This is a genomic window from Actinomyces haliotis, from assembly GCF_015355765.1.
GTDB classification, from domain to species: Bacteria; Actinomycetota; Actinomycetes; order Actinomycetales; family Actinomycetaceae; genus Actinomyces; species Actinomyces haliotis.
Genome location: NZ_JACWNA010000001.1, coordinates 233,570 through 258,772, shown reverse-complemented (window position 1 = coordinate 258,772; position 25,203 = coordinate 233,570). Strand labels below are relative to the sequence as shown.

Below are 25,203 nucleotides of genomic sequence, written 5' to 3'. Positions count from 1 at the left end.
GGCTCGGCCTGCGAGTCGGCCCCGGAGCGCGAAAGCCTCGACCGCGGTCACTGCGCTGGGAGGTCAGCGACCCTGCTCGCGGGACGGGGCGTGCGGGCCGTCGTCGGCCTCGTCCCAGGTCTCGGGGATCCCGCCGATCGAGGCGCCGAGCACGACGCCGTCCGCGGCGGGCTCCTCCGTCGAGCCGGTGAAGACGATGAAGTGGTAGAAGAGGAAGCGGAAGGCCGTCGAGAGGCCGAATCCCACGACGTAGGCGGCGATGTTGTCCGCGAGCGGACCCTTCAGCCCCAGGATGTGGTGGGTGAAGAGCAGGCAGAACTGCGTGATGAGGACGCCGCCGATGTTGGCGAAGGCGAAGAGCAGGGCCTCACGGGCAGCGTTCTCCTGCGTGCGTCCCCGGTAGGTCCACAGGCGGTTCGCGACCCACGAGAAGATCGTCGCGATCGTCGCCGACAGGACGTTGGCCGTGTTCGGGTGGCCGGCGAGGAAGCCGATCGGGCCGTGCTGGAAGAGGTTGAAGAGACCGAAGTCGATGACGAAAGCCATCGCACCGACGAGCCCGAACTGGACGAACTCCTTGATCCAGGCGACCACGCGGTCGCGAAGCGAGGACGGTGCGTCCTCCTGCTCGTCGACGACGGGGGAGGGGTTCTTCGCGCTGGTCATGCGAGCGATCCTAGGCCGCGGTGCGCGCGTCAGCGGTCGGCCGGGGTGTGAGGTCGTCCTGCGTCACGGCACCCACTGGACGGAGACGGTCCCGAGGTCCCACACCCAGCTGATCCAGAGCACCTGGGCGACGACGCCCGCCGCGAGAAGCGCCAGGCGCGCACGCCTGGAGCGCACCGAGGACGCCGCCGCCCAGCCGAGCGGCGCCAACGGGAGGAGCACCCGAATGAGGGACGCGGTCGGGTCGAAGAAGGCGAGCAGGTAGAGCACGTACCCGACGCACCAGCACCACGCTGCGGCACCGAGCCGACGGGCGGCGGGCGCGGCGAGGGCGAGGACCGTCAGCGCGAGGACGCCCAGGAGGAGGATCGGACCGAGGTGGTCTCCGGCCCACCAGCCGCCCCGGTCGAGCCACGGCAGGAACGGCGTGAGCGAGGTGCCCCGCCACGCGGTCTCCGAGGCCGTGTACGCGTCGGATCGACCCGTCGTGACCCAGGCGATGACGGGCCACGCGAGGGCGGAGAGCGCGCTCACCGCGGTGAGAGCGAGGAGGCGCACGCGCTCGGCGCCCGACAGCCGCGCGTCCCCGGGGAGCAGGACGGCGAGCCGCGCGGACCACGCGCTCCCGTCGCTGCGCGCCGCGAGCAGCTCGAGCAGCCACCACAGCCCCAGGCCCGCCGCGAGGGGCACGCCGACGGGCCTGGCGAGCGCCGCGAGCAGGACCAGGGGGACGGCCCGGAGGAAGAGCCGCCGGTCCGCCAGCAGCATGACGGAGCCGACGAGCAGAAGCCCGAGGGACTCCGCGTAGGGGACCTGCAGCACGAGAGCCGGCGCGGCGCTCCACGCGAGCGCGACGCCCCACAGGGAGACCCGGCCGCCCACGCGGGGCTCGAGCCACTGGTCCATGATGACGGCCGCTCCCGCCGAGGCGATGAGGGAGACCAGTGCGGCGCGGACGTAGAAGCCGAGGCCGGTCCAGGACAGGAGGCCGGCCAGCCACGGCAGCATCGGCATGAAGGCCCAGGCGTTCTGGCTCACCGTTCCGTCCGCGCCGACCGGCAGCGTCGTCGGGTAGCCCTCGCGGGCGATGCGCTCGTACCAGCCCGAGTCCCAGAAGGCCAGGTGCTCCTGCCACGAGGGCGAGGCCCCGCCCCACGGCGTCGCCGGCGTGTCCTGCGCGCCCAGGCGCGCGAGGACGAAGGTGACGAGGGTGGCGGCGACCCAGACCGCGAGGACTCGCAGCGCCCGCGAGCCGCGAGGGGACCCGGTGGAGGACCGGGCGCCCTCGCCGGGGGCACGGTCTCGGATGCTGTCTGGTGAGGTGGCCGGCACGGGAGCAGGGTACGAGCACGGGTAGCCTGGCGGGGTGAGCGCAGCCAGCAGCAGCGAGTCGAGCACCCCGTCCACCACGAGCCGTCCCGCCGGTCGAGAGGGCACCCTCCACGGCGACCTTCCCGTCGTCGCCGTCATCGGGGGAGGCCAGCTGGCCCGGATGATGCAGGAGGAGGCCGCGCGCCTCGGCATCCACCTGCGCGCGCTCGTCGAGGCTCCCGACGGGTCGACCGCCCAGGTCACCGTCGACGCCCCCGTCGGCGCCGCCGACGACGAGGCCGCCGTCCGCGCCCTCGTCTCGGGCGCCTCCGTGACCGAGGGCGAGGACGCGCCGAGGCTCCAGGCGGTCGGACCTGCCGACGCCCTCACCTTCGAGCACGAGCACCAGGACCACGAGCTCCTCCTCGCGCTCGCCGAGGAGGGCGTCTCCGTGCAGCCGAGCGCCCAGGCGCTCCTGCTGGCCCGGGACAAGCTTGCCATGCGCCGCGCCATGAGCGAGGCCGGGCTTCCTCAGCCCGCCTGGGCCGAGGCGGCGGGCAGCGAGTCGGAGATGCGCGGTGCGGTGCTGACCTTCGGCGAGGAGCACGGCTGGCCGCTCGTCCTCAAGACCCCCCGCGGCGGCTACGACGGGCACGGCGTCCTCCTCGTCCGCTCCGCTACCGAGCTCGACGACGGCGAGGCCGCCGGCTGGATCGCCTCCACCGCCGCAGCAGCGGCCGGACACGCCGATGGCGCCGGAGCGGGCGGCGGCGGCAGCCTCGGCGGCAGCGCCGTCACGAGCCTCCTCATCGAGCAGGCCGTCCCCTTCACCCGCGAGCTCGCCGTCCTCCTGGCCCGCAGCCCCCGCGGCGAGGTCGCCGTCTGGCCCGTCGTCGAGACCGTCCAGGCCGACGGGATCTGCTCCGAGGTCCTCGCCCCCGCGCCGGGCCTCGACGCCGCGGCGGCCGCGGAGGCCGAGCGCATCGGCCGCACCGTCGCCGAGCGCTTCGGCGTCACCGGCGTGCTCGCCGTCGAGCTCTTCGCCGTCGAGACCCCGGGCGAGCCGACCCGCGTCTACGTCAACGAGCTGGCGATGCGCCCCCACAACTCCGGCCACTGGACGCAGGACGGAGCCGTCACGAGCCAGTTCGCCCAGCACCTGCGCGCCGTCCTCGACCTCCCGCTCGGCTCCACCGCACCGACGGCGCCGGCGACCGTCATGGTCAACCTCCTCGGCGGCGAGCAGGAGCCCGGCGCCGAGGCGCTGGCCCGCGCCATGGCGCTCGAGCCCGAGGCCCGGATCCACCTGTACGGCAAGGGGTGGCGCACCGGCCGCAAGCTGGGCCACGTCAACCTCACCGGGGCCAGCGCCGAGCCCACGGAGGTCGCGGCCGTGCGCGAGCGCGCCCGCGCCGTCGTCGCGATCCTGCGCGGCGACGCCTGAGCCACCCGCACCCTCATCGAGCCCGGTCGGGACCAGCCTGACCGCGGCCCACCAGCGTCCCGGAAGGACACCCGCATGAGTGAGAACCAGCAGCCCGTCGTCGGCATCGTCATGGGGTCAGACTCCGACTGGCCCACGATGGAGGCCGCCGCCGACGCCCTCGACGAGCTCGGCATCGCCTACGAGGCCGACGTCGTCTCCGCCCACCGCATGCCCACCGAGATGATCGAGTACGGGCGCGAGGCAGCCGGCCGCGGGCTGCGCGTCATCATCGCCGGCGCCGGGGGAGCGGCCCACCTGCCCGGCATGCTCGCCGCCGTCACCGAGCTGCCCGTCGTCGGGGTCCCCGTGCCGCTGAAGTACCTCGACGGCATGGATTCGCTGCTCTCCATCGTCCAGATGCCCGCGGGGGTCCCGGTCGCGACCGTCTCCATCGGTGGTGCCCGCAACGCCGGGCTCCTCGCCGCGCGGATCCTCGGGGCGGGCGAGGGTGCTGAGGCGGAGCGCATCCGCGCCGCCATGCGCGACTTCCAGGCGGACCTGTCCCGCGTCGCGCACGAGAAGGGCGCCCGCCTGCGCGAGCGCCGCTCCCAGGGCTGAGCCGCGAGCTGCCGTGCTCAGCCGGGCCGCCCTCGGCGAGGGCCCCCGTGGTCAGGCCGCACTCGACCGTGACGGGCCACTGCCCGTCCCTATCCGTACACAGGACACGTACAGACCCCGTCGATATGCTGGCGGCATGAGCATCTTGGTCGCCGGCGGCGCCGGTTACATCGGGGCCCACGTGGTCCGTCTCCTCCTCGAGCGTGGGGAGGAGGTCATCGTCGTCGACGACCTCTCCTACGGGACGCCCGAGCGCGTCGAGGGCGCGACGCTCGTCGAGCTCGACGTCGCCTCCGGCAGCGCGGTCGAGACCCTCACGGATCTCATGGAGCGCCGTGGGGTCACCGCGGTCATCCACTTCGCCGCGCGCAAGCAGGTCGGCGAGTCCGTGGCCCGTCCCGCCTGGTACTACCAGCAGAACGTCGGGGGACTGGCCAACATGCTCCTCGCGATGGACCAGGCGCGCGTCGAGCAGATGATCTTCTCGTCCTCCGCCGCCGTCTACGGCATGCCGCCGGTCGAGGTCGTGCCCGAGGACATCGACTGCCGGCCCATCAACCCCTACGGCGAGACGAAGCTCATCGGCGAGTGGATGATGGCCGACGCCGAGCGGGCCTGGGGTCTTCGCTGGGCCGGGCTGCGCTACTTCAACGTCGCCGGCGCCGGCTGGGACGACCTGGGTGACATGGCGACCCTCAACCTCATCCCCATGGTCCTCGAGCGACTCGCCAACGGCGAGACCCCGAAGATCTTCGGCACCGACTACCCGACGCCGGACGGCACCTGCGTCCGCGACTACATCCACGTCAAGGACCTCGCCGCGGCCCACATCGCCGCCCTCGACTACCTCGCGGGCGGCCAGGAGATGACCGACCACGTCTTCAACGTCGGCACCGGGAAGGGCTCGAGCGTCCGCGAGGTCGTCTCGAAGGTGATCGCCTCGACGGGGCTCGACCGCGAGCCGGAGGAGCTCGACCGCCGCGCCGGCGACCCGCCGCAGCTCATCGGCGACGCCTCGCGCATCGGACGCGTCCTCGGCTGGACCCCCGAGCACGACCTCGACGACATCGTCAGCTCCTCCTTCACCGCCTGGCAGGCGGACCCGAACCGTCCGCACTTCGCCTGAGCCGACGCGGCACGCCATCACGGCCGGAGGGCCTGTCTCCCCGAGGGGAGACAGGCCCTCCGGCCGTGATCGGGTGGCTGACTCAGCCCTGGTTGAAGTCGCTCGTGGTGAGCGAGCCGTTCTTCACCTTGGCGAAGAAGTCGGGGGCCGTCGTGTCCTGGAGGAGGACCGCTGAGCCGATGCTGCCGGGCTCGTAGTCGAGCGAGGAGATCGGAGGGGCGCCCGTGAGCCCGTTGCTCGAGGCCTTGTGGAAGGCCGCCATCATCTGGAGGAGGTCGCCCGTGGTCGTGCCCTTGTCAGCGGTCAGAGCGCCGGTGCCGGCGTCGATGATCGCGTCCTGCCGCGAGAAGTTGACGAGGGTCGACGGCGTCGCGGCCTTGGCCACGACGGCGGAGATCACGGCTCGCTGACGCTTGGCCCGCCCGATGTCGCCCGTCGGGTCCGACTTGCGCATCCGGGAGTACTGGAGCGCCTTCTCGCCGTCGACGTCCTGACAGGTGCCCTGCGAGGTGTCCCACACGAGGCCCGAGTCCTTGTCATTGACGTCGTAGTCGAGGCAGACGTTGACGCCGCCGACTGCGTCCACCATCTCCTCGACCCCGCCCATGCCGACCTGGATGTAGTGGTCGACGGTGAGGCTCGTCAGGTTGTTCACCGTTGAGACGAGCAGGGACTCGCCTCCGAAGGAGTAGGCGGCGTTGATCTTGTTGCCGCCGTAGCCCGGGATGTCGACGTAGGTGTCCCGAGGCAGTGAGATGAGCGTCGCCTCGCCGTTGGGCGCCCGGTTGAGGACCATGAGCGAGTCGGAGCGCGCGCCCTCCGTGGCGTCCTGGACGGCTCCGTCGGCACGGGAGTCGGATCCTACGATGAGCCAGGTCTCTCCGTCCGAGGTGCCCGTCGAGCTGAGCGCGGCCGCCCTCGTGATCCCGGAGTCGACGCGGTGCCAGATCCAGGCGATCCTCAGCCCGACGAGGGCGAGGAAGAGGACGAGGACGAGCGCAATGGTGCGGAGCACGGGGTGCTTCCTGCGCCGGCGTGCCGGCCCGTCGGACCGCGAGGGCTGATCGCGTCCAGGGGCCTGCGCCCCTGACCGGGCGCGTGCGGGGGCCGCGCCGACCGAGCCCGGCTCGTTGGTGGTCGCTGCGGGACGTGCGGGACCGCGCCGCGACGAGGTGCTCGGCACCGCGCGCGTCCGCGCGGGCGCAGAATCCGACCTCCCGATGGGCACCGCGGACGAACCAGGGCGGGCGTGGCTGGAGGCACAGGCTCCGCCCTGCCGCTGACCCTGCGCCGGACCGCGCGCTGCGCGGTTGCGGCTTGCCGGCGGCGCGGAGCCTCGTCGGGAGCGCGCGGCCTCCGCGCGACGTGCGTCGTCCGCGGGCGTCGCGGCCTCGGAGCCGTCCTCCGCGGGGGTCCGCTCGGGCTCGCTGCCGCCGCGCGGTCGGCGCGCGGGGGGCACCGGACGCCTGCGGTGGCCGCGGGGTCCCGAGCCGGCACCCGGCCGGAAGGAGGGGGGAAGCCCGTCGGAGGATGAAGTCACTGGAGGTGCGCCTCGATCAGATCGGTGGTGCGGGTACGTGCGTGGGAGGGGATCAGTGGCACTGGGCCGCGGGGTCCTCCGCCGTCCCCTTGCTGCTCGCCTTGGCAGAGGCTGTCGTCGTGGCCTCCGCCTTCTGCGTCGTGGCCTCCGCGGACGCGCTCTCCGTCGCGTGGGCGCTCGGGGTGCTCCCGTCCGCGGCGACGGAGACCGTCTGGTCCGGCACGGGCTTGTCCGCCTTGAGGGCCGCCCAGACCTGGTCCGCCTCGTCAGTGGGCACGACGCGGTTCGGGTTCCAAGCTGGGGCCTCGTTGGGCATCGTCACGAAATTGACGTTGTTCATCCCGAGGTCCTGGATGGACTGCGCCAGGCCCGCCAGCGTCGACAGCGAGCCGATGCCCGGCGACGTCGTGAGCGAGGCGAGGGCGGACTTCGCGAAGGAGTAGAGGTCGTCGGCATTGGTGAGGAGGCTCTTCTCCTTGGCGGTCCGGAGCATCGCGCTCATGAGGTTCTGCTGGCGCGCGATCCGCTGGATGTCCGAGCCGTCCCCGACGCCGTGGCGCACGCGGGCGTACTTGAGGGCCGTGGCTCCGTCCATGGTGTAGCAGCCCTTCTTGAGCACGAGCCCGGTGTAGTCGGTGTCGTCGATGTCCTCGGACACGTAGACCTTGACGCCGCCGAGCGAGTCGATCATGTTGGAGAGCCCGTCGAAGTCGACGACCACGTACTCGTCGATGTAGACGCCGGTCAGCTTCTCGACGGTCTTGATCGTGCACGCCGCGCCGGATGCGATGGCGTTCTCGTCGTTGCCCGTCCCGGCGCCGTTCGCAAAGGCCTGGTTGAACATCTCCGAGTCCGAGCCGGAGACGGTCGAGCCGTCCGAGCTCTTGCAGTCCGGGACCTTGACGAGTGTGTCGCGCGGGATCGAGACGACGTCGATGCGCTTCCGGTCGGCGGAGACGTGCATGATCATGGCCGTGTCGGACCGGGCCACCGTCTCCGTCGCGGCGGAGCCGTCGACGTCGTTGTCGCCCTGCCTGGAGTCCGACCCGAGGACGAGGAGGTTGACGGCCTGTCCCTTGTAGGAATCGGTCGTGGACGCGTGCGTCGGTCGGTCGGTCCCGAGCATGCTCGAGACGTCGACGCGATTGACCTGGTGCTGGAGGTCCCAGAGGGCGAAGCACGCACCTGAGACGAGGAACAGAACGACGGCGAGGACCGTGATGCCTACGCGGCGCCCGAGGTGTCGACGTGAGTCTCGCGCTGAGTGCCGCGCGTGCGGCGTGACGGTGGAGTACACCCAGTGATAATAAGCAGGACCCCTGTGACTTGCCGGAAGGCGGGGTCCTCCTCAGGAAGGATCTTCGGGGCATCTCGCGTGGGGTTCGTCTCGATCGGCCGGTCAAGGCTCCGAGGGCGTCGCCTCGGAGGCCGGACGGCCTCGGCTAGTCTCGCCCCGTGAGTGCCACGAGGATGCCGGACCAGCCGCCCGCGCCGTTCGCCCAAACCGGTGCAGCGTCGGTTCGCGTGGTCACCGTGGCCTTCAACCCGGGCGAGGAGCTCGATCGTTTCCTCGACACGCTTCACGGGGCGTCGACGAGGCACGCCGTGAGCGCCGTCGTGGTCGACAACGGATCCGAGCACGACGTCGTCGGCGCCGCCGCGTCGCGTCACGGCGCCGTCGTCATGGGTGACGGTGCCAACCGCGGTTACGGTGCCGGCGCCAACCTGGGTGCGAAGGATCTGACCGAGGACTGGCTCGTCGTGGCGAACCCGGACATCGTCTGGCGCCCGGGGAGCCTTGACGCGCTCATCGCGGCCGCCGGCGCCCGTCCCGACGCCGGCTGCCTGGGTCCGCGGATCCTCAACCCTGACGGGACGGTCTACCCGTCGGGCCGCGCCCTGCCGTCGCTCGTCAACGGCACGGGGCACGCCCTCCTCGCGAGGGCGTGGCCCGGCAACCCGTTCACGGCTGCCTATCGTGGCCGCGCGATGGGCGGGCTCCGTGAGGTCGGCTGGCTCTCGGGCGCCTGCCTCCTCCTACCGTCCCGGGTGTGGACTGCCGTCGGCGGCTTCGACGAGGGGTACTTCATGTTCTTCGAGGACGTCGACCTCGGTGCCCGGGTGGGCGCGGCGGGCTGGACGAACCTCCAGGTTGCGGACGCTGTCGTCGTTCACGACCAGGGCGCAAGCTGGCGCGCCCGTCCAGAGGCGATGGTGCGAGCCCACCACGCGTCAGCACGTCGCTACCTCAGCCGTGCCTACTCAGCGCCGTGGCAGGCCCCGTTGCGGTGGGCGCTGTCCGCCGGGCTGCGTGCCCGCGAGGAGGTCGCGGTGAGGACGACGCCGCGCCGGTAGGCGTCTCAGCGCGTCTCGCGCTGGGGCGGCTCCTGCGCCGGTCCGGCGCCCGCAGCCCCGCCGGTGCCCACGGGTTCGCTCCCGTCCGGGCTGGGTGCGTCGTCGAGCGCGACGCGTCGCGCGAGGCGGGTCAGGCGTCGCTCCATCGCCGCGTTCCTGCGGAACGATGAGAGCAACGAGGCGAGGAAGGCGATGACGAGGGCATAGAGGAGCAGGTCCGCCCCGCGCCCGACGCCCATGAGGTGCGCCAGCCCGGTCACGAGCGACGGCGTGATGATCGCGACAATGGCGAAGAGCACGAAGGCCAGGGTCACCAGCCGCCGTGCGGCGAGGTGGCGCGCGCCGCCGGGGGAGCGGAGCATCATCCACCCCATCGCCGCGACGGCGACGATGAGGACGACCTGGATGACGAGCTGGGTCCTCATGCGTGTCCTCCCTGGACGGTCCGGTGGTGGGCGACGACGGCGGTCATGAGAAGAGCAGGTCGACGAGGATGTTCACGGAGTTCCACAGGGACTGCCCCTTCGACCTCGAGTAGTCCGTGTAGGCGATGTGGACCGGGTGCTCGGCCCACGGCAGACCGGTCCCGCCGAGCTGCCGAACGATCTCGCTGGCGTGCGCCATGCGGTTCTGGTGGAGGTCGAGCTGCTCGAGCGCGTCCCGGCGGATGAGCCTTAGCCCGTTGTGGGCGTCCGTGAGGTGCATGCCCGAGGAGCGCGAGCTCACCACGGCGGCGGTGCGCAGGATGAGGCGCTTGAGCCAGCCGACCTGTGTCGATCCGTCGAGGAAGCGCGAGCCGAGGACGACGGCGAGGTCCTCCTCGCGGGCACGGGCCACCATGGCGGCGGCGTCGGCGACGGAGTGCTGGCCGTCCGCGTCGAAGGTGATGGCGTACCGGGCGCTCGTCCGCTCGACGAGGTAGCTGAAGCCGGTCTGGAGGGCGGCGCCCTGGCCGAGGTTGATGGGGTGGCGCACCACGACGGCGCCCGCGGCTCGGGCCTCGCGCGCCGAGGCGTCACTGGACCCGTCGTCGACGGCGACGACGTGGGGGAAGACCTCGCGCGCCCGCTCGATGACACCGCGGACGACCGTGGCCTCGTTGTACAGCGGGACGACGAGCCAGGCGTCCTCGATCGGCGCGCCCAGCGCGCCGGCCTCCGCCGCGTCTCTCACCGTCATCCGTCCTGCCGTTCCCTCGGGTGGACGGCATTCTCGCACGGCCGCGGCTTAGACTGTGGGCGCCCGTCCGTGCCGGAGCGCACGTTCCTTCCGCGCCGGCGCGGGTGAGCCGACGCCGTCAGCACACCAGGAGTCCCATGTCCACGCGCATCGCACCGTCCGCCGACGTCTCCGAGGAGGCCGTCATCGGCGACGGCTCGAGCGTCTGGCACCTCGCGCAGGTCCGCGAGCACGCCGAGCTCGGGGAGGGCTGCATCGTCGGGCGCGGCGCCTACATCGGCGAGGGCGTCGTCATGGGACGCAGCTGCAAGGTGCAGAACTACGCGCTCGTCTACGAGCCAGCCCGCCTCGCCGACGGCGTCTTCATCGGCCCCGCCGTCACCCTCACCAACGACCACTTCCCCCGCGCCGTCAACCCGGACGGCTCCCTCAAGTCCGCCTCGGACTGGGAGCCCGTCGGGGTCACCATCGAGGAGGGGGCCGCGATCGGCGCCCGCTCGGTCTGCGTCGCGCCCGTCACCGTCGGCGCCTGGGCGACGGTCGCCGCCGGCGCCGTCGTCACCAAGGACGTCCCCGCCTTCGCCCTCGTCGCCGGCGTCCCGGCGCGCCGCATCGGCTGGGTCGGCCGGGCGGGCGAGCCGCTCGTCGCGGTCCCCGCCGGGGACCCCGACCACTCCGACGCGGCGCCGCGCTGGCGCTGCCCCGTCACCGGGGACCTCTTCGAGGAGGTCGCCCCCACCGCAACAGAATCCGACACCACCATCCGAGAGGTCACCCACTGATGTCACGCGAGTTCATCCCCGCAGCCAAGCCGATCATCGGCGACGAGGAGCGTGCCGCCGTCGACGCCGTCCTCGCCTCCGGCATGGTCGTCCAGGGGCCCCAGGTCAAGGCCTTCGAGGAGGAGTTCGGCGCCCAGGTCGCCGCCGGGGCCCACGCCGTCGCCGTCAACTCCGGCACCTCGGCCCAGCACCTCGCGTCGCTGGCCTCCTTCAACGAGACCGACCCCGCCGCCCTGCGCGACCGCGAGGTCATCGTCCCGTCCTTCACCTTCGCCGCCACCGGCAACTCCGTCGCCGCCACCGGCGCGCGCCCTGTCTTCGCCGACATCGACCCGGTCACCTTCACCCTCGACCCAGCGAGCGTCGAGGCCTCCATCACGGAGCGGACCGTGGCCATCGAGGTCGTCCACCTCTACGGCCTGCCGGCCAACATGCCGGAGATCCTCGCCATCGCCGAGAAGCACGGCCTCAAGGTCTGGGAGGACTGCGCCCAGGCCCACGCCGCCGCCATCGACGGCAAGCCCGTCGGCACCTTCGGCGAGTGGGGCTCCTTCTCCTTCTACCCGACGAAGAACATGACGGCCCTCGAGGGCGGCATGGTCACCACCGGTGACGCCGAGCTCGCCCGCCGCGTCCGTCTCCTGCGCAACCAGGGCATGGAGAAGCAGTACGCCAACGAGCTCGTCGGCTTCAACAACCGCATGACCGACGTCAACGCCTCGGTCGGCCGCGTCCAGCTCACCAAGCTCCAGGGATGGACCGAGAAGCGCCAGGCCAACGCCGCCGCCCTCGACGAGGGCCTCGCCGGTGTCGCCGGCGTCGTCACCCCCACCGTCCCCGAGGGCTACCGGCACGTCTACCACCAGTACACGATCCGCCTCGAGGGGGCCACGGGCGAGGAGCGGACCGCCGCCCAGGCCGCCCTCAAGGACGAGTGGCAGGTCGGCTCGGGCGTCTACTACCCGATCCCGAACCACCGGCTCGACTCCCTCGCTCCCTTCGCCGAGGGCCTCGAGCTGCCCGGCACGGAGAAGGCCGCTCGCGAGTGCCTCTCCCTCCCGGTCCACCCCTCCCTGTCCGCCGAGGACCTCGACCGGATCGTCGAGGCCGTCACCGCCGTCGCGAAGGCGGGTGCCTGAGCATGAGCGAGAGCGGCAAGAACCTGCGCGTCGGCCTCATCGGCCTCGGCTCCATGGGGCGCCACCACGCCCGCGTCATCCGCGCCACCGAGGGCATGGACCTCGTCGCCGTCGCGGACCCGGCGGGCGACAAGTTCGGCGTCGCCGGGGACCTCGAGCTCCTGCCCGACGTGCACGCCCTCATCGACGCCGGCCTGGACGCCGCCATGGTCGCCGTCCCGACCGTCTACCACGAGGAGGTCGCCCTCGCCCTGGCCGAGGCCGGCGTCCACACGATGGTCGAGAAGCCCATCGCCCACACCACCGAGGCCGGGCGCCGCGTCGCCGAGGCCTTCGCGGACAAGGGCCTCGTCGGCGCCGTCGGCTACGTCGAGCGCTGCAACCCGGCCCTGCGCGCCCTGCGCGAGCGCCTCGACGCCGGCGAGCTCGGGCAGGTCTACCAGGTCCTCACCCGCCGGCAGGGCCCCTTCCCGGCCCGCATCAGCGACGTCGGCGTCGTCAAGGACCTCGCCACGCACGACATCGACCTCACCGCCTGGGTCGCCGACGCCCCCTACGCCAACGTCAGCGCGCAGGTCGCCCACCGGTCCGGCCGCGAGAACGAGGACATGGTGGTCGCCTCCGGGCGCCTCACCAACGGCGTCATCGTCTCCCACGTCATCAACTGGCTCACCCCCTTCAAGGAGAGGGTCACGATCGTCACGGGCGAGAAGGGCTCCTTCGTCGCTGACACGCTGACCGGGGACCTGACCTTCTACGCCAACGGCACCATCGAGAACACCTGGGACCAGGTCGCCAACTTCCGCGGCGTCACGGAGGGCGACGTCACCCGCCTCGCGATCGAGAAGCGCGAGCCCCTCGCCCTCGAGCAGGAGCACTTCCGCGACGCCGTGGGCGGCGACGCCTCCGGGATCGTCACCATGGCCGAGGGCGTGGGCACCCTCGAGGTCATCGACGCCGTCCTCACCTCCGCCGCGGAGAACAGGACCGTCGAGCTGTGAGGACCCGCTCCGCACTGGCCCTCGCCGCCGCCGCGGCGGGGGCCGGCGTCGTCCTGGCCGGGCTCCGGCGCCCCACCGCCGCACCTGAGGACCGGGCCCCGCGGGTCACGATCGCGACGCGCCTCTACGCCCCGGAGGCGGCCGCGGCCGCCCTGCGCCTGCGCGGCCTCGCCCGGGCGCTCGCGGACCGCGACGCCCGCGTCACCGTCCTCACCTCGACCCCGCCCGGTGCCCTCGCGCCCGAGGACCCGGGCGTCGAGGTCCGCTCGGCACGGACCCTGCGCGACGAGTCCGGCTACATCCGCGGCTACGCCCAGTACATGAGCTTCGACGTGCCGCTCGCAGCGCGCCTGCTCGCCGGGCCGCGCCCCAACCTCCTCGTCGCCGAGCCGCCGCCCACCACGGGCGCCGTCGTCCGCCTCGCCGCGGCCCTGCGCGGCGTCCCCTACGTCTACTACGCCGCCGACGTCTGGTCCGACGCCTCCGAGTCGACAGGCGCCCCGGACTGGGTCGTCGCCGCGCTCCGCCTCGTCGAGCGCTTCGCGCTGTCGGGCGCGAGCCGTGTCCTCGCCGTCAACCACGGCGTCGCCGACCGGGTGCGCGAGCTCGGGGGCCGCGCGGTCACGGTCGTCCCCAACGGCATCGACACCGAGGTCTTCACGACGGACGGGGCGACGGCGCCGCGCGCGCCCGAGGCGCCGTACCTCCTCTACGCGGGCACCGCCTCGGAGTGGCAGGGCGCTCGCGTCTTCGTCGAGGCGCTCCGGATCGTCCACGAGACCCGCCCCGAGGTCGAGCTCGTCTTCCTCGGCCAGGGCAGCGACTGGGAGGCGCTCCAGGCCGCGGCCGACGGCGACGCCCGCGTCCGCTTCGAGCCCCTCGCCCCGCCCGAGGAGGCCGCCGCCTGGCAGCGCGGGGCCCTCGCCTCCGTCGTCTCCATCAAGCCGGGCCTCGGCTACGACTTCGCCTACCCGACCAAGATCTTCGCGGCCCTCGCCTGCGGCACGCCCGTCGTCTACGCCGGCCCCGGGCCCGCGCGCACCGACGTCCCCGCGGCCGGGCTCGGCTGGGCCGTCGACTACGACCCGGCGCTCGTCGCCGACGCGGTGCTCGCCGCCCTCGCCGAGCGGGAGGCCGACGACGCCGACGCGACGGCCGGCGGCACGGCCCGGCGCGACCGCGCCAGCCTGCGACGCCAGTGGGTCCTCGAGAACCGCTCGATGCAGACGGCCCTCGGCCGCGCCGCCGAGCTCCTCCTGACCAGGACGGCCCGCTGATGACGGCACCCGCGGGCGGGGTCGAGACGCCCCGCCGCGGGCCCCTCGGCTGGGCGCGCGCCAGGCTGGCGTCCTCGCCGGTGCTGCGCCACTCCCTCACCCTCATGTCCGGGACGGTCATCGCCCAGGCCGGCTCGATGCTCCTGTCGATCCCGCTGCGCCGGATCTTCACCGACACCGACTACGGCCGCATCGGCGTCTTCGCCTCGATCGCCTCCCTCGTCGTCGCCATCGCCTCGCTGCGCTTCGACATGACGATGATGCTGCCCGAGTCCGACACCGACGCCCGGGTCCTCAAGCGCCTCGCGACCCGGTCCATCATCGTCGTCTCCGCCCTGGCGAGCCTCGTCGCCGTGCTCGCCCGCCCGTGGGTCGCCGCCCACTACGGAGACGACTGGGTCCTCGCGGACCTCCTCTGCCTCGTCGGCCTGTCCGTGTTCCTCCTGGCCGAGGTCAACGTCCTCCAGTACTGGTACAACCGGAAGTCCGACTACAAGCGCATCGCCGTCAATCGCGCCCAGCAGTCCGTCGGCTCCTCCGCCGGCCAGCTCGCCGTCGGCGTCGTCGGGCTCACCAACGTCGTCGGCCTCTTCCTCGGGATGATCGCTGGTCAGCTCTACGCCTGGGCGAACCTGGGGCTGCGGGCCAAGGAGCTGCGCGAGCCCCTGCCCGACGACGCCCCCTCGATCCGCTCCATGGCCTACCGCTACCGCAAGATGCCGCTGCTCAACGGCCCCAACGCGCTCGTCGACGCCATCCGCACCAACGGCATCACGCTGCTCGTCGGCGAGGCCTCGCTGCGGTCCCTCGGCCAGTTCAACCTCGCCTGGACGATGCTCCAGGTGCCCATGTCGCTCATCCAGAGCGCGATCAGCCAGGTCTTCTTCCAGAAGCTCACGACGCTCAAGCCCGGTGAGATGGAGCCGCTCGTGAGGTGGGTCGCCAAGCGGGCCTTCCTCGCCGGGATCATCCCCTTCGCGCTCATCTACCTGGTGAGCCCGTGGGTCTTCCCCTTCGTGTTCGGGGACCAGTACGTCGCCTCCGGGGACTTCGCCCGGGCCCTCACCCCGTGGCTGTTCATGACGATCGTGACCTCGCCGATCTCGACGACCTTCATCGTCGCCGAGCGCCAGCAGGTCATGCTCGCCTTCGCCTGCGTCTACTGCGCCGTGCCGCTGTCCATCCTGGCGCTGAGCCCCTGGCCGCTTCTCACGACCATCTACGCCCTGGGCGGCGCCATGACCGTGCTGCTGCTCATCAACACCGGCCTGGCGATCCGGGCGGCCCGCTACTTCGACCGTCACCCGCCGGCGGACAAGGCAGAGGCCCTCGCGGCCGAGGCCGTCGAGGCCGAGGTCGAGCGCGAGATCGACGAGCCGGACGAGTAAGGCAACTCGCCCGCGGGCTCCCCGTCTGCGACGCCGATGACTGACAATGGGGGAGCGCGACGACGACGTCGTGCCCCTCTCGAGACAGGAGCTGCCGTGCACGTCCTCCTCCTCGCCCCCGCGTGGGACGAGAGCCCGACCGACGGATCACGTCCCGTCCCTGAGCTCGCGGCCGCCCTGCGACGCGCAGGGCACACCGTGGGCGCGATCGCCCTCGCCCCGGGCGGTCTGCTCGAGCGCCGGGCTCCGTTGGAGATGCGTGTCGTCGACGGCATCACGCTCGTCGAGGAGGGAGGAGCCGGCTCGGCGAGCCCCAGAGGCGGTCGAGGCAGCGGACTTCTCCTGCGCCGTCGCACACGGCAGGCCCTGGAGGCCTACGTGGCCCAGGCGGGCAGCCCCGACGTCGTCCACGGTCTCGGCGTCGTCCCCGCCGTCCACATGACCGCGCTCGCGGGAGCGGTCCTCGGCTGCGGCGTCGTCCTGTCCACCCACGGCGGGAGCAGCGCCGACGAGCCCGGCCCCGGCGCCGGCCGGGTGCGCGCGGACCTGCAGCGGGTGGCCATCAGGGCTGCCGACACCGAGGAGCTGCGCGAGCGGCTCACCCGCGCCTGGCACGTGGGCGCGTGGCGGGTCCTTCCGACGGTCGAGGACGCGGCCTTCGCCCAGGGCACGAGCAGCCTGTACGCGCAGGCCGTGGGAGCCGTCGAGCTCGAGCGGGTCCGGACCGACAACGTCGACTGCTGAGCCGGTGGTCCCGTTGACGAGAGCCGGCCACGACGGCGCACGGCGGGTCCTCGGGGCCCGCCGCCGCGCGGGTCAGCGCTCTGAGACGCCTGTGCCCGCCAGCACCTCGGCGACGCGCTCCGCGGCGTGCCCGTCCCCGTAGGGATGGGCCACCTCGGCGTCCGGCTCGGCCGGGCGCGGTCGGGACGCCGCGGCGACGAGCCCCGGGCCGGGCTCGACGAGCACGTTCCACCCGAGGTCCACCGTCTCCACCCACTCCGTCTGCGGGCGGACCGTCGTGCACGGCACGCGGAGCAGGAAGGCCTCCTTCTGCAGGCCGCCCGAGTCCGTGACGACGCCGCGGGCGTGCAGGGCCGAGGCGATGAGCTCGGGGTAGGCGAGCGGCGGGTGGATCCGCAGGCTGCCCGCGTCCACGAGCGGGATCCCGCGCTCGGCGCACTTCGCGACGAGCCGGGGGTGCGCGAGCAGGACGACCGGGTGGTCGACGCCGGCCAGGGACTCCAGGACGGTGCGCAGGCGCTCGGGGTCGTCCGTGTTCTCCGCGCGGTGGATCGTCGCGAGCGAGTAGCCGCCGTCGGGGAGACCGAGCTCGGTCATGACGGGAGAGGGGGAGCTGGCGACCTCGTCGCGCACCTGGAGCAGGACGTCCGTCATGACGTCGCCGACGACGACGGTGCGCTCGGCCAGGCCCTCGTCCGCCAGGTGCGCGGCTCCGACCTCCGTCGGGGTGAGGAGGAGGTCCGACGCGTGGTCGGTGAGGACCCTGTTGACCTCCTCGGGCATCGCCCGGTTGAAGGAGCGCAGGCCCGCCTCCAGGTGGGCGACCGGGACGTGCAGCTTGACGGCCGCGAGGGCCCCGGCGAGGGTCGAGTTGGTGTCCCCGTACACGAGCACCCAGTCGGGGCGGTGGGTCTCGAGGACCTCGTCCATGGCGGCGAGCATCGCACCCGTCTGTCGGCCGTGGCTGCCGGAGCCGACGCCGAGGTGGACGTCCGGCTCCGAGATCCCCAGGTCCCGGAAGAAGACGTCGGAGAGCATCGGGTCGTAGTGCTGCCCCGTGTGGACGATGACGTGCTCGATCCCGGCCGCGCGGAAGGCGTGGTCGATGGGGGCGAGCTTGACGAACTGCGGGCGTGCGCCGACGACGGAGAGGACCTTCACGGGCAGGACTCTAGGCGACCGGTGGCTTCGCGCGGGTGCGACGAGACGGAGACCGCGCCTCGGGGGCGACCGTCGCGTTCCTCGACGCCGCCAGCCCACGCCGGGCGCCGACGCCGCCCCGGCTCGGGCGATACCGTGACCGCGTGAGCCCCTCAGCACGTCCCCTCCGACGCCGCGCCGTCGAGACCGTCTCGCCGCTCCTCCAGCGGCTGCCCTCGCGTGGCTGGGCAGCGCCGACGGCTGACCGGCCCGGGGCGGCCGGGGCCCTCGCCGCCTTCGTCACGGCGCGCGACGAGCTCACCGCGGGACGCCGCCCCGACGACCTCGCTGCCACCCTCACCCGGATCCTCGAGCGCGCCGACGCGGCGCTCGCGCGCGGCGACCTCGACTGGACCACAGAGTGGTTCGACGAGGCCCTCCAGCTCGCCTTCCACCCGACCGTCCACCACTCCTACGCCAGCTCACCCGTCCTGGCCGCCCCCGAGGACTTCCTCGCACCCTTCCGCGAGTCCGAGACCGGCCGTCGCCTCCTCCTCGCCCCGGACCCCGTCCGCGCCGAGCACGCCGGAGGCCCGAGGGCCCTCGCCGCCTGCCACTCCTCGTGGACCTTCCTCGACCGCCTCGTCGAGGCCACCGGCGCCCCCACGGGCCCCCTGAGCTGGAGCCGCCTCGACCTCGCGGCCCTCCCGCCCGACCAGCGCCCCGCCCACCGGCGCGCCGTCCGCGCCCGCGCCCGCTTCGCCCTCACCGGCGAGCGCCCCGCCGTCCCCGACCACCTCGCCCGGCACCTCGAGAGCACCGACACGCTCTTCGTCGAGTGGGGGGCCTACCCCTTCGCCTGGCTCAGCCTCATGGACCTCGGGAGCACCCGTCTCGTGTGTCGCCTCCACCGCTACGAGGGCATGACCCCCTACCCGCTCCTCGCGGACTTCGCCAACGTCGACGAGATGCTCCTCATCTCCCCGTCCGTGCGCGACGCGCTCGCGGCCGCGACACCCCGCCTCGCCCAGGCCCACCGCGTCAGCACCGTCCGCAACCCCCACGACTACACGCGCTTCACCACCACCAAGGAGCCCGGCGCTGAGCGCACCCTCATCCAGGTCGGCTGGGCCACCCCCGTCAAGGACGTCCTCTTCACCCTCGACGTCCTCGAGAGCCTGCGGCAGGAGGATCCCGGGTGGCGACTCATCCTCGTGGGACCCCGTCCCGCGCACAGCGTCGCCCGCGACGAGGCCTACGCCTGCGAGGCCGAGGCGCGGATCGCCGACCTCGGCGACGCAGTCGAGGTCCTCGGCCGCCGCGACGACGTCCCCGACCTCCTGCGCCGCGCCGGCTTCATCCTCTCCTCCTCACGGCACGAGGGCACCCACGAGTCCGTCGCCGAGGGCGCCGCAGCGGCCTGCGTGCCCGTCGTGCGCGCCTGGCCTGACGCCGAGCGATGGGCCGGCGGCGCCCGCTCCATCTACCCCGAGACGTGGATCGTCGCCGACCGCGAGGCCGCCGCGCGCCGGATCCTCGACCACGCCGAGCCGACCGCGCGCGAGCGCGCCGGGCTCGAGGCCTCCGCGTGGGTGGCCGAGCACCTGCGCCCCGAGGACGTCCCCGCGCCGTACGTCGACGCCGTCCTGGGCCGTCACCAGCGGTGACGTGACCGGAGGGCGCTCCGGGCCCACTACGATGGGTGGACGCGGCTCGGGGACCGCCGGAGACGGTCCTGCGCACGCCGCGAGCGGGACGAGCACAGGGAGGCAGCACGCGATGACGAGCCACGAGGTCAGCCACTCGGTCGGTCGCGAGGTCCTCGCCGGACGCGGCAGCCGCACGCCCGAGGCGCGCCGACGCCCGCGCCTCCTCATCCTGTCCTTCTCCCCGATCGTCTCCGACGCGCGAGTCCTCAAGCAGGTGAGGCTCTTCTCCACCGACTACGAGCTGACCACCTGCGGCTACGGCGAGGCCCCCGCCGGCGTCGCCCACCACGTCCGGATCCCCGACGAGCTCGTCTCCTGGCGCCTCGACCGCGCCCTCGTCATGGCCCGCCGCTTCGAGCGCGCCCAGGCCGCCCAGGAGGTCGTCGCCTGGGCCCGCGAGCACCTCGCTCCGGGTGACTACGACGTCGTCCTCGCCGACGACGCCGAGACCGTGCCCCTCGCCCTCTGGCTCCAGCCGCTCGGCGGTGTGCACTCCGACCTCCACGAGTACGCGCCCCGTCAGAAGGAGGGCGTGCGCCGCTGGCGGCTCTTCGTCGCTCCCTACGTCCGCTGGCTCTGCCGCACCTACGTCACCCGCGCCGACTCCGTCACCACGGTCGCCCAGGGACTCGCCGACGCGTACCGCGAGGAGTACGGGATCGACGCCGGCGTCGTCACCAACGCCACCCCCTACCGGGAGGCAGAGCCCGCCCCCGTCGCCACCGGTCCGGGGCGCCCCCTGCGGCTCGTCCACTCCGGCGCCGCCCTGCCCGACCGCCACCTCGAGATCATGATCGAGGCCATGGGGCTCACCACACGCGACGCCGCCCTCGACCTCTACCTCACCCGCAACGACCCCTCCGTCATCGCGTCGCTCCGCGAGCAGGCCGCCGCCCTGCCCGCCGGTCGCGTGCGCGTCATGGACCCCGTGCCCTACGCCGAGCTCATCGACACCCTCGCCGGATACGACGTCGGCGTCTTCTCCATCCCACCGGTCTCCTTCAACTACAAGCACACCCTGCCGAACAAGCTGTTCGACTTCGTGCAGGCCCGCCTCGCCACGGTCGTCTCGCCGAGCCCGGAGATGGAGCGCCTCGTGCGCGAGCACGAGCTCGGCCTCGTCACCGACGACTTCACCGCCGCGTCCCTCGCGCGCTCCATCGACGCCCTCACCGACGACGTCGTCACCGCCGGGAAGGCGGCCGCCCACCGCGCCGCCCACGAGCTCTCCGCCCAGGAGCAGGTCGGCGGCTGGCGCCGCGCCGTCGCCGCCCTCGCTCGCCGGGCGGCCGCCGTCGACCCGTCCATCGAGCTCGCCGAGGAGGACCGCGCATGAGGATCACCGCCGTCACCACCTGGTTCCCCACGCAGCAGGCTCCCAGCCGCGGCAGCTTCGTGCTGCGCGACGTCCACGCGCTCCAGGCCCTGCACGACGTCCGCCTCGTGCACCTCGTGCCGCCGGCGGACGACGACGGCACGCGCCGCCTCACCCACGAGGGCGTCGAGGTCCTCCGGATCCCCATGAACCCGGCCGACCCGGCCTCCGTCGCCCTCGCTTCCGCGAGGCTCCGGCCCGCGCTCGCGGGCGCGCAGCTCGTGCACTCCATGGCCTTCTCCAGCCTCGAGCCGCTCTCCCTCGCCCGTCCGCAGGCGCCGTGGGTCCACACCGAGCACTGGTCGGCCCTCACGAACCCCGAGACCCTCGGCCGCGCGGGCCGCGCCGCTCTACCGGCGCTGTCGAGGCTCCTCGCCCTGCCCGACGTCGTCACGACGGTGTGCGACTACCTCGCCCGGCCCGTGCGCGCCGTCCGTGGCGAGCGCCCCACGCGGGTCGTGCCCTGCATCGTCGAGCCCTACGAGCCTGCACCGCGCCGCCCCCGCCATGACGGGCGCCTCCAGCTCGTGAGCGTCGGCGGTCTCATCGACCGCAAGGACCCGCTGCTCGCCGTCCGCACCGTCGCCGAGCTCGCCGGCCGTGACGTCGACGCGCACCTCGCCTGGGCGGGGGAGGGCCCCCTGCACGACGAGGTCCTCGCCCTCGCCGCCGAGCTCGGCGTCACCGAGAGGATCCGGCTCCTCGGGACCCTCGACCGCGAGGGCGTCCGCGCCGCCCTCGCCGAGGCTGACCTCTTCCTCGGCCCCACCAAGGGCGACAACTTCTTCGTCTCCGCGGCCGAGGCCGTCATCGCCGGACGACCCGTCGTCGTCGGCACGGCCGGAGGCCAGGACGAGTACCTCACGCACGCCACCGCCCGCCTCGTCGCGTCCAGGGAGCCGGCCGTCTGGGCCGACGCGGTCATCGACCTCGACGCCGCCACCCTCAGCACCGGCGCCGAGGAGATCAGCGCGACCATCGGCGACGCCTTCTCGTCACCGGTCGTCGCCGCCGGCTACCACCGCGTCTATCGCGAGGCCCTCGCCCCGCGCACGGAGGGATGGTCATGAGCCCCGCCGGCCGCCACGCCGCCGACGTCCCCACCGGGCCCGGCCCGAGCACCGTCGCCGAGCCGGGCCCCGGGCGCCGCGCGCTCGGCCCCTCCACGGTCGAGCGCACCGACCTCGGCACGACCGCGCTCGGCCCGGCGCCGGCCGTCGACGTCGTCATCGCCTGCCACAACCCGGCCCGCCCCGTCGCCCGCGCCGTCGCCTCCGTCCTCGACGGCAACCCCGAGGCCGCCGTCACCGTCGCCTGCCACAACCGGCCCGCGGAGGAGATCGCCGCGGCCATCGCGCCCGAGCACCGGGACCGCGTCCGCTACCTCGAGCACGCCGACCCGCGCCCCTCCGCCTCCGGCCCCTTCAACGCCGGTATGCGCGCGGCCCGCACCCCCTGGGTCTCGATCGTGGGCTCCGACGACTCCCTTCTGCCCGGCGCCGTCGCCTCCTGGCTCCGGCTCGCCCGCGCCGCCGGCGCCGAGTTCGTCGTCCCTCGCCTCGCCCTCGGAACGCCGAGCAACCACGTCCCCACTCCCGCGCCGCGCCCGAGCCGACTCGCGGCTCCCGCCCTCACGGCCCTCGGCGACCCCGGGCGGCTCGGCCGGAGCCTGTCGCGGGACCTCCGTGTGCGTCTTGCGCACCTCGCGCGCGGCGCCGCGCGCGCTGACCTCGTGGCGGACCGGCTCGCCTACCGCAGCGCACCGCTCGGACTCATGAGCGTCGCCGCCCTGCGGCGCGAGGGCCTGGCGCTCGTCGAGGGCGCCGGCGTCGGCGGCGACGTCGCCATGGTCACCCGCTTCATGGCCACGGTGCCGACCGCCTACGACGCCACCGGCCCCGCCTACCTCATCGGGGAGGACGCCGGTGACCGGGTCACCTACGTCGTGCGCCCCATGGCTGAGCAGCTCGGCTTCCTCGACCGCATGCTGGACGAGAGCTGGTGGGCGGAGCTGCCGCTGCCCACCCGGCGCGCCCTCGCCACCAAGATGACCCGCATCCACGTCTTCGGAGCCGTCCACTACCGCTCCCACGAGGAGATCTGGACGGCCGACGAGCGCGCCGACCTCGCCGCCACCGCGCGGCACCTCGCTGCGGTCGCCCCCGGCTACGAGCGCGTCCTGTCGAGAGCCGACCGCGACCTCCTCGACGCCTGCCTCGACGTCTCTGTCCCCGCCGCCGAGCTCATCGCCCGGGGTGAGGCCCGCCGCCACCACGGTCGCCCCGGGACGGTCCTCACCCGCGAGCCGGGAGCGCTCCTCGCCCGCGAGGCGCCGCTGCGCTTCATGGCCGCCTCCCTCCTGGCCCGCCACGTCCCGGACGCACCGGGACGCCCCGGTGGGGTGAGCGGGCGCCGTGGCTGAGACCCTGCTCGCCGGGGCCCTGCTCCTCGTCCTGCTGCTTGTTCCGGGCTACCTCGTCCTGCGCTCGCTCCTCGTCCTGCGTCTCCAGGCGCTCGGCGGGGCGCCCGCCGTCCTCGCCTTCCTCCTCGGCGGGCTCGCCGTCGTCATGCACGAGGCCCACGTCGCCTGGACCCTGAGGAACGTCGCCATCGGGCTCGTCGTGGCGACGGCGGTCGGCGTCCTCGTCGGTCGGCTCATCACGCACGGGGCGCGCGCCCGGCTCGCCGCCGCGGGTGCTGCCCGCGCTCCACGGCCGTGGTGGCCGCTCCTCGCTGCCCTGGCGGCGGCCGCCGCCACCGCAGGCTGGGCCGTGTTCCGGGGCATGAAGGGGATCGCCACCCCGCTCCAGGCCTCCGACGGCGTCTTCCACCTCAACGCCGTCGCCTACCTGCGCCGCGGTCAGGACGCCTTCCCCGTGGGCGCCTTCCCCGAGATGTACTGGGGCTCCGTCCACTTCTACCCCGCGGGCTGGCACTCCCTCGTCGCCATCCTGCCGACCTCGGTCTCCGCGGCCGCCAACCTCACCGTCATCGCCGGGCTCGCCGTCGTCTGGCCGCTCGGCATGGCCTCCGTCCTGGGGGCCTCCTTCGCGCCGACCTCACGTCGCGTGCGCGACGGCCTCCCGCTTCTCGTCGGCGCCTTCGCCTCCATCTTCGCCACCGCACCCGTCGTCATGATGACGACCCTGTGGCCCTACGGCTGGTCCGTGTGCCTCCTCCCGGGGGTACTCGGCCTCGTCATGGTGATGCGCCCGAGCTCCGTCGAGGTCCGGCGGCGCGCCTCGGTCTCGCGAGCGGGCGGACTCGTGGCTGCTCTGCTCGCCGTGCTGGGCGTCATCTACGTCCACGGCACCGCCGCCTTCAACCTCGCCCTCATCGCCGTGCCGACCCTCCTCATCGTCGGCTGGCGGTGGCTCCGCCACCGCTGGGCCGCCGGGGGCCGGTCCCGGAGCACGGTCGTCCTTCTCGTGGGCCTCGTCGTGCTCGTCGTGCTCGTCGGGCTGCTCGGGTTCCGGGACCAGCTCCACATGCTCGCCGGCTACTGGCGGAAGACCGGGGGCGTCAAGAGCCTCGTCCTCGGCATGCTGCGCGACGACGACATGATCAACCTCATCCCCTACGGGGGCGACGGCGCGCTGTGGCTCACCGTCCTCGCCCTCCTCGGGATCGTCCCGGCCGTGCGCAGGCACCGCAACCGGTGGGCGGTCCTCGCCGTCGTTCTCGTCGTCATCGTCTTCCTCGGGACGATCTGGACCTCGACACCCATCGGCCTGCTCGCCTCGCCCTGGTACAAGCAACGGGCCCGGATCCTCCCCGTCCTCGAGATTCCCGTCCTCGTGCTCGCCATGACCGGGCTCGAGGCCGCGCGCCTGCGGCTCGCGACGGCGGGCTCCCTCACGGGCCTGCGGCGCCCGGTGATCGCCGTCCTCGCCGCCCTGCTCGCAGTCGCCTACACGGTCGTGCCCGTCATCATCGCCGTGCAGCGGACCGTCGAGCACTGGCGCGTCACGGCCTACGCCTACCAGAGCGACAAGCTCGTCTGGCCCGTCATGCTCTCCACCGGCGAGGCCCAGTTCCTCGAGTCCTCGGCCAAGAAGCTGCCCGCCGGCGCCGTCGTGCTGGGGGAGCCGACCAACGGCTCCGCCTACTACTGGTCGCTCACCGGCACCGACGTCGTCTACCCCTCGCTGCGCCCCAACTCCGAGGAGCTGCGAAGCTACGTTGCCGCGAACACCGCCTGGCTCGGCACCGACCCCCAGGTCTGCCGCGACCTCGACAGCCTCGGGGCCCACTACTACTACACGGACACCGACCGCACCGGCGGCGGCGCCCCCGGCGGAGGCGCTCTGCCCAAGTGGCAGAACGAGCTGAGCCAGGTCCCGCGCAGCGAGCTCACCCTCGTGGCCTCCGACGGCACTCGCAGCCTCTGGCTCATCTCCGGGTGCGGATGGGTACGATGACGGCCG

The 25,203-nt window shown here is 73.5% G+C and carries 22 protein-coding genes; 15 read left to right on the top strand and 7 right to left on the bottom strand.

Translation table 11 applies throughout. The features are described 5' to 3' along the window. Positions 1 to 63: 63 nt before the first annotated feature. Positions 64 to 666, bottom strand: coding sequence for a GtrA family protein (locus tag IXW69_RS00990; RefSeq protein ID WP_194784516.1), 603 nt, complete (start codon positions 664 to 666; stop codon positions 64 to 66). 63 nt (positions 667 to 729) lie between these two features. After that, positions 730 to 1,998 carry a hypothetical protein gene (locus IXW69_RS00985; protein WP_407646502.1) on the bottom strand — a complete coding sequence of 423 codons (1,269 nt, stop codon included), beginning with the start codon at positions 1,996 to 1,998 and terminating at the stop codon, positions 730 to 732. 136 nt (positions 1,999 to 2,134) lie between these two features. Here IXW69_RS00985 and IXW69_RS00980 point away from each other — a divergent pair, with 136 nt between their 5' ends. The 3 genes from IXW69_RS00980 to galE all read left to right on the top strand — a co-directional run bounded on the left by IXW69_RS00980 (position 2,135) and on the right by galE (position 5,147). Further along, on the top strand, positions 2,135 to 3,421 hold the full coding sequence (locus IXW69_RS00980; protein WP_407646506.1) for a 5-(carboxyamino)imidazole ribonucleotide synthase: 1,287 nt from the start codon (positions 2,135 to 2,137) through the stop codon (positions 3,419 to 3,421). Positions 3,422 to 3,496: 75 nt separating this feature from the next. Continuing rightward, positions 3,497 to 4,021 carry a 5-(carboxyamino)imidazole ribonucleotide mutase gene (gene purE / locus IXW69_RS00975; RefSeq protein ID WP_194784515.1) on the top strand — a complete coding sequence of 175 codons (525 nt, stop codon included), beginning with the start codon at positions 3,497 to 3,499 and terminating at the stop codon, positions 4,019 to 4,021. Positions 4,022 to 4,157: 136 nt separating this feature from the next. After that, on the top strand, positions 4,158 to 5,147 hold the full coding sequence (galE, locus tag IXW69_RS00970; protein ID WP_194784514.1) for a UDP-glucose 4-epimerase GalE: 990 nt from the start codon (positions 4,158 to 4,160) through the stop codon (positions 5,145 to 5,147). Positions 5,148 to 5,229: 82 nt separating this feature from the next. Here the strand turns inward: galE and IXW69_RS11430 are convergent, their stop codons facing one another. Both IXW69_RS11430 and IXW69_RS00960 read right to left on the bottom strand, forming a co-directional pair. After that, entirely contained in the window at positions 5,230 to 6,162 is a 933-nt protein-coding gene (locus IXW69_RS11430) for an LCP family protein (RefSeq protein WP_323745097.1), read from the bottom strand. Positions 6,163 to 6,739: 577 nt separating this feature from the next. Continuing rightward, positions 6,740 to 7,984, bottom strand: a complete 1,245-nt coding sequence (locus IXW69_RS00960) for an LCP family protein (RefSeq protein WP_194784512.1) — start codon at positions 7,982 to 7,984, stop codon at positions 6,740 to 6,742. A 173-nt stretch (positions 7,985 to 8,157) separates the two neighbouring features. Here IXW69_RS00960 and IXW69_RS00955 point away from each other — a divergent pair, with 173 nt between their 5' ends. Then, a complete protein-coding gene (locus IXW69_RS00955) occupies positions 8,158 to 9,042 on the top strand; it encodes a glycosyltransferase family 2 protein (protein ID WP_194784597.1) in 885 nt (294 codons plus the stop codon). 5 nt (positions 9,043 to 9,047) lie between these two features. On the opposite strand, the gene IXW69_RS00950 is transcribed toward IXW69_RS00955, so the two are convergent. Both IXW69_RS00950 and IXW69_RS00945 read right to left on the bottom strand, forming a co-directional pair. Further along, positions 9,048 to 9,467: a DUF2304 domain-containing protein gene (locus tag IXW69_RS00950; RefSeq protein ID WP_194784511.1), complete on the bottom strand. Its 420-nt coding sequence runs from the start codon at positions 9,465 to 9,467 to the stop codon at positions 9,048 to 9,050. Between the two features lie 43 nt (positions 9,468 to 9,510). Then, entirely contained in the window at positions 9,511 to 10,221 is a 711-nt protein-coding gene (locus tag IXW69_RS00945; protein WP_194784510.1) for a glycosyltransferase family 2 protein, read from the bottom strand. Positions 10,222 to 10,358: 137 nt separating this feature from the next. On the opposite strand from IXW69_RS00945, the gene IXW69_RS00940 reads away from it, so the two are divergent. The 6 genes from IXW69_RS00940 (at position 10,359) to IXW69_RS00915 (ending at position 16,552) form a co-directional block, all read left to right on the top strand. Next, entirely contained in the window at positions 10,359 to 11,003 is a 645-nt protein-coding gene (locus tag IXW69_RS00940; protein ID WP_194784509.1) for an acyltransferase, read from the top strand. Then, on the top strand, positions 11,003 to 12,142 hold the full coding sequence (locus tag IXW69_RS00935; protein ID WP_194784508.1) for a DegT/DnrJ/EryC1/StrS family aminotransferase: 1,140 nt from the start codon (positions 11,003 to 11,005) through the stop codon (positions 12,140 to 12,142). Before IXW69_RS00940 ends, IXW69_RS00935 begins: the two co-directional genes overlap by 1 nt. 2 nt (positions 12,143 to 12,144) lie before the next feature. Then, positions 12,145 to 13,143, top strand: a complete 999-nt coding sequence (locus tag IXW69_RS00930) for a Gfo/Idh/MocA family protein (RefSeq protein ID WP_194784507.1) — start codon at positions 12,145 to 12,147, stop codon at positions 13,141 to 13,143. Beyond that, a complete protein-coding gene (locus tag IXW69_RS00925; RefSeq protein WP_194784506.1) occupies positions 13,140 to 14,420 on the top strand; it encodes a glycosyltransferase family 4 protein in 1,281 nt (426 codons plus the stop codon). The genes IXW69_RS00930 and IXW69_RS00925 overlap by 4 nt, the downstream gene beginning before the upstream one ends. Then, a complete protein-coding gene (locus IXW69_RS00920; RefSeq protein ID WP_228524405.1) occupies positions 14,420 to 15,808 on the top strand; it encodes a lipopolysaccharide biosynthesis protein in 1,389 nt (462 codons plus the stop codon). The genes IXW69_RS00925 and IXW69_RS00920 overlap by 1 nt, the downstream gene beginning before the upstream one ends. Before the next feature lie 96 nt (positions 15,809 to 15,904). Then, on the top strand, positions 15,905 to 16,552 hold the full coding sequence (locus tag IXW69_RS00915) for a glycosyltransferase family 4 protein (protein ID WP_194784505.1): 648 nt from the start codon (positions 15,905 to 15,907) through the stop codon (positions 16,550 to 16,552). 72 nt (positions 16,553 to 16,624) lie between these two features. Here the strand turns inward: IXW69_RS00915 and wecB are convergent, their stop codons facing one another. After that, positions 16,625 to 17,713: a non-hydrolyzing UDP-N-acetylglucosamine 2-epimerase gene (gene wecB / locus IXW69_RS00910; RefSeq protein WP_194784504.1), complete on the bottom strand. Its 1,089-nt coding sequence runs from the start codon at positions 17,711 to 17,713 to the stop codon at positions 16,625 to 16,627. 143 nt (positions 17,714 to 17,856) lie between these two features. Here wecB and IXW69_RS11960 point away from each other — a divergent pair, with 143 nt between their 5' ends. The 5 genes from IXW69_RS11960 to IXW69_RS00885 all read left to right on the top strand — a co-directional run bounded on the left by IXW69_RS11960 (position 17,857) and on the right by IXW69_RS00885 (position 25,197). After that, complete coding sequence (locus tag IXW69_RS11960) at positions 17,857 to 19,359, top strand: glycosyltransferase (RefSeq protein ID WP_194784503.1); 1,503 nt, start codon at positions 17,857 to 17,859, stop codon at positions 19,357 to 19,359. A 112-nt stretch (positions 19,360 to 19,471) separates the two neighbouring features. Next, positions 19,472 to 20,737, top strand: coding sequence for a glycosyltransferase family protein (locus tag IXW69_RS00900; protein ID WP_228524401.1), 1,266 nt, complete (start codon positions 19,472 to 19,474; stop codon positions 20,735 to 20,737). Further along, positions 20,734 to 21,846, top strand: a complete 1,113-nt coding sequence (locus IXW69_RS00895; RefSeq protein ID WP_194784502.1) for a glycosyltransferase family 4 protein — start codon at positions 20,734 to 20,736, stop codon at positions 21,844 to 21,846. Before IXW69_RS00900 ends, IXW69_RS00895 begins: the two co-directional genes overlap by 4 nt. Next, positions 21,843 to 23,198, top strand: a complete 1,356-nt coding sequence (locus tag IXW69_RS00890; RefSeq protein WP_194784501.1) for a glycosyltransferase — start codon at positions 21,843 to 21,845, stop codon at positions 23,196 to 23,198. The genes IXW69_RS00895 and IXW69_RS00890 overlap by 4 nt, the downstream gene beginning before the upstream one ends. Next, a complete protein-coding gene (locus tag IXW69_RS00885) occupies positions 23,191 to 25,197 on the top strand; it encodes a DUF6541 family protein (RefSeq protein ID WP_194784500.1) in 2,007 nt (668 codons plus the stop codon). The genes IXW69_RS00890 and IXW69_RS00885 overlap by 8 nt, the downstream gene beginning before the upstream one ends. The last annotated feature ends 6 nt before the right edge of the window (positions 25,198 to 25,203 follow it).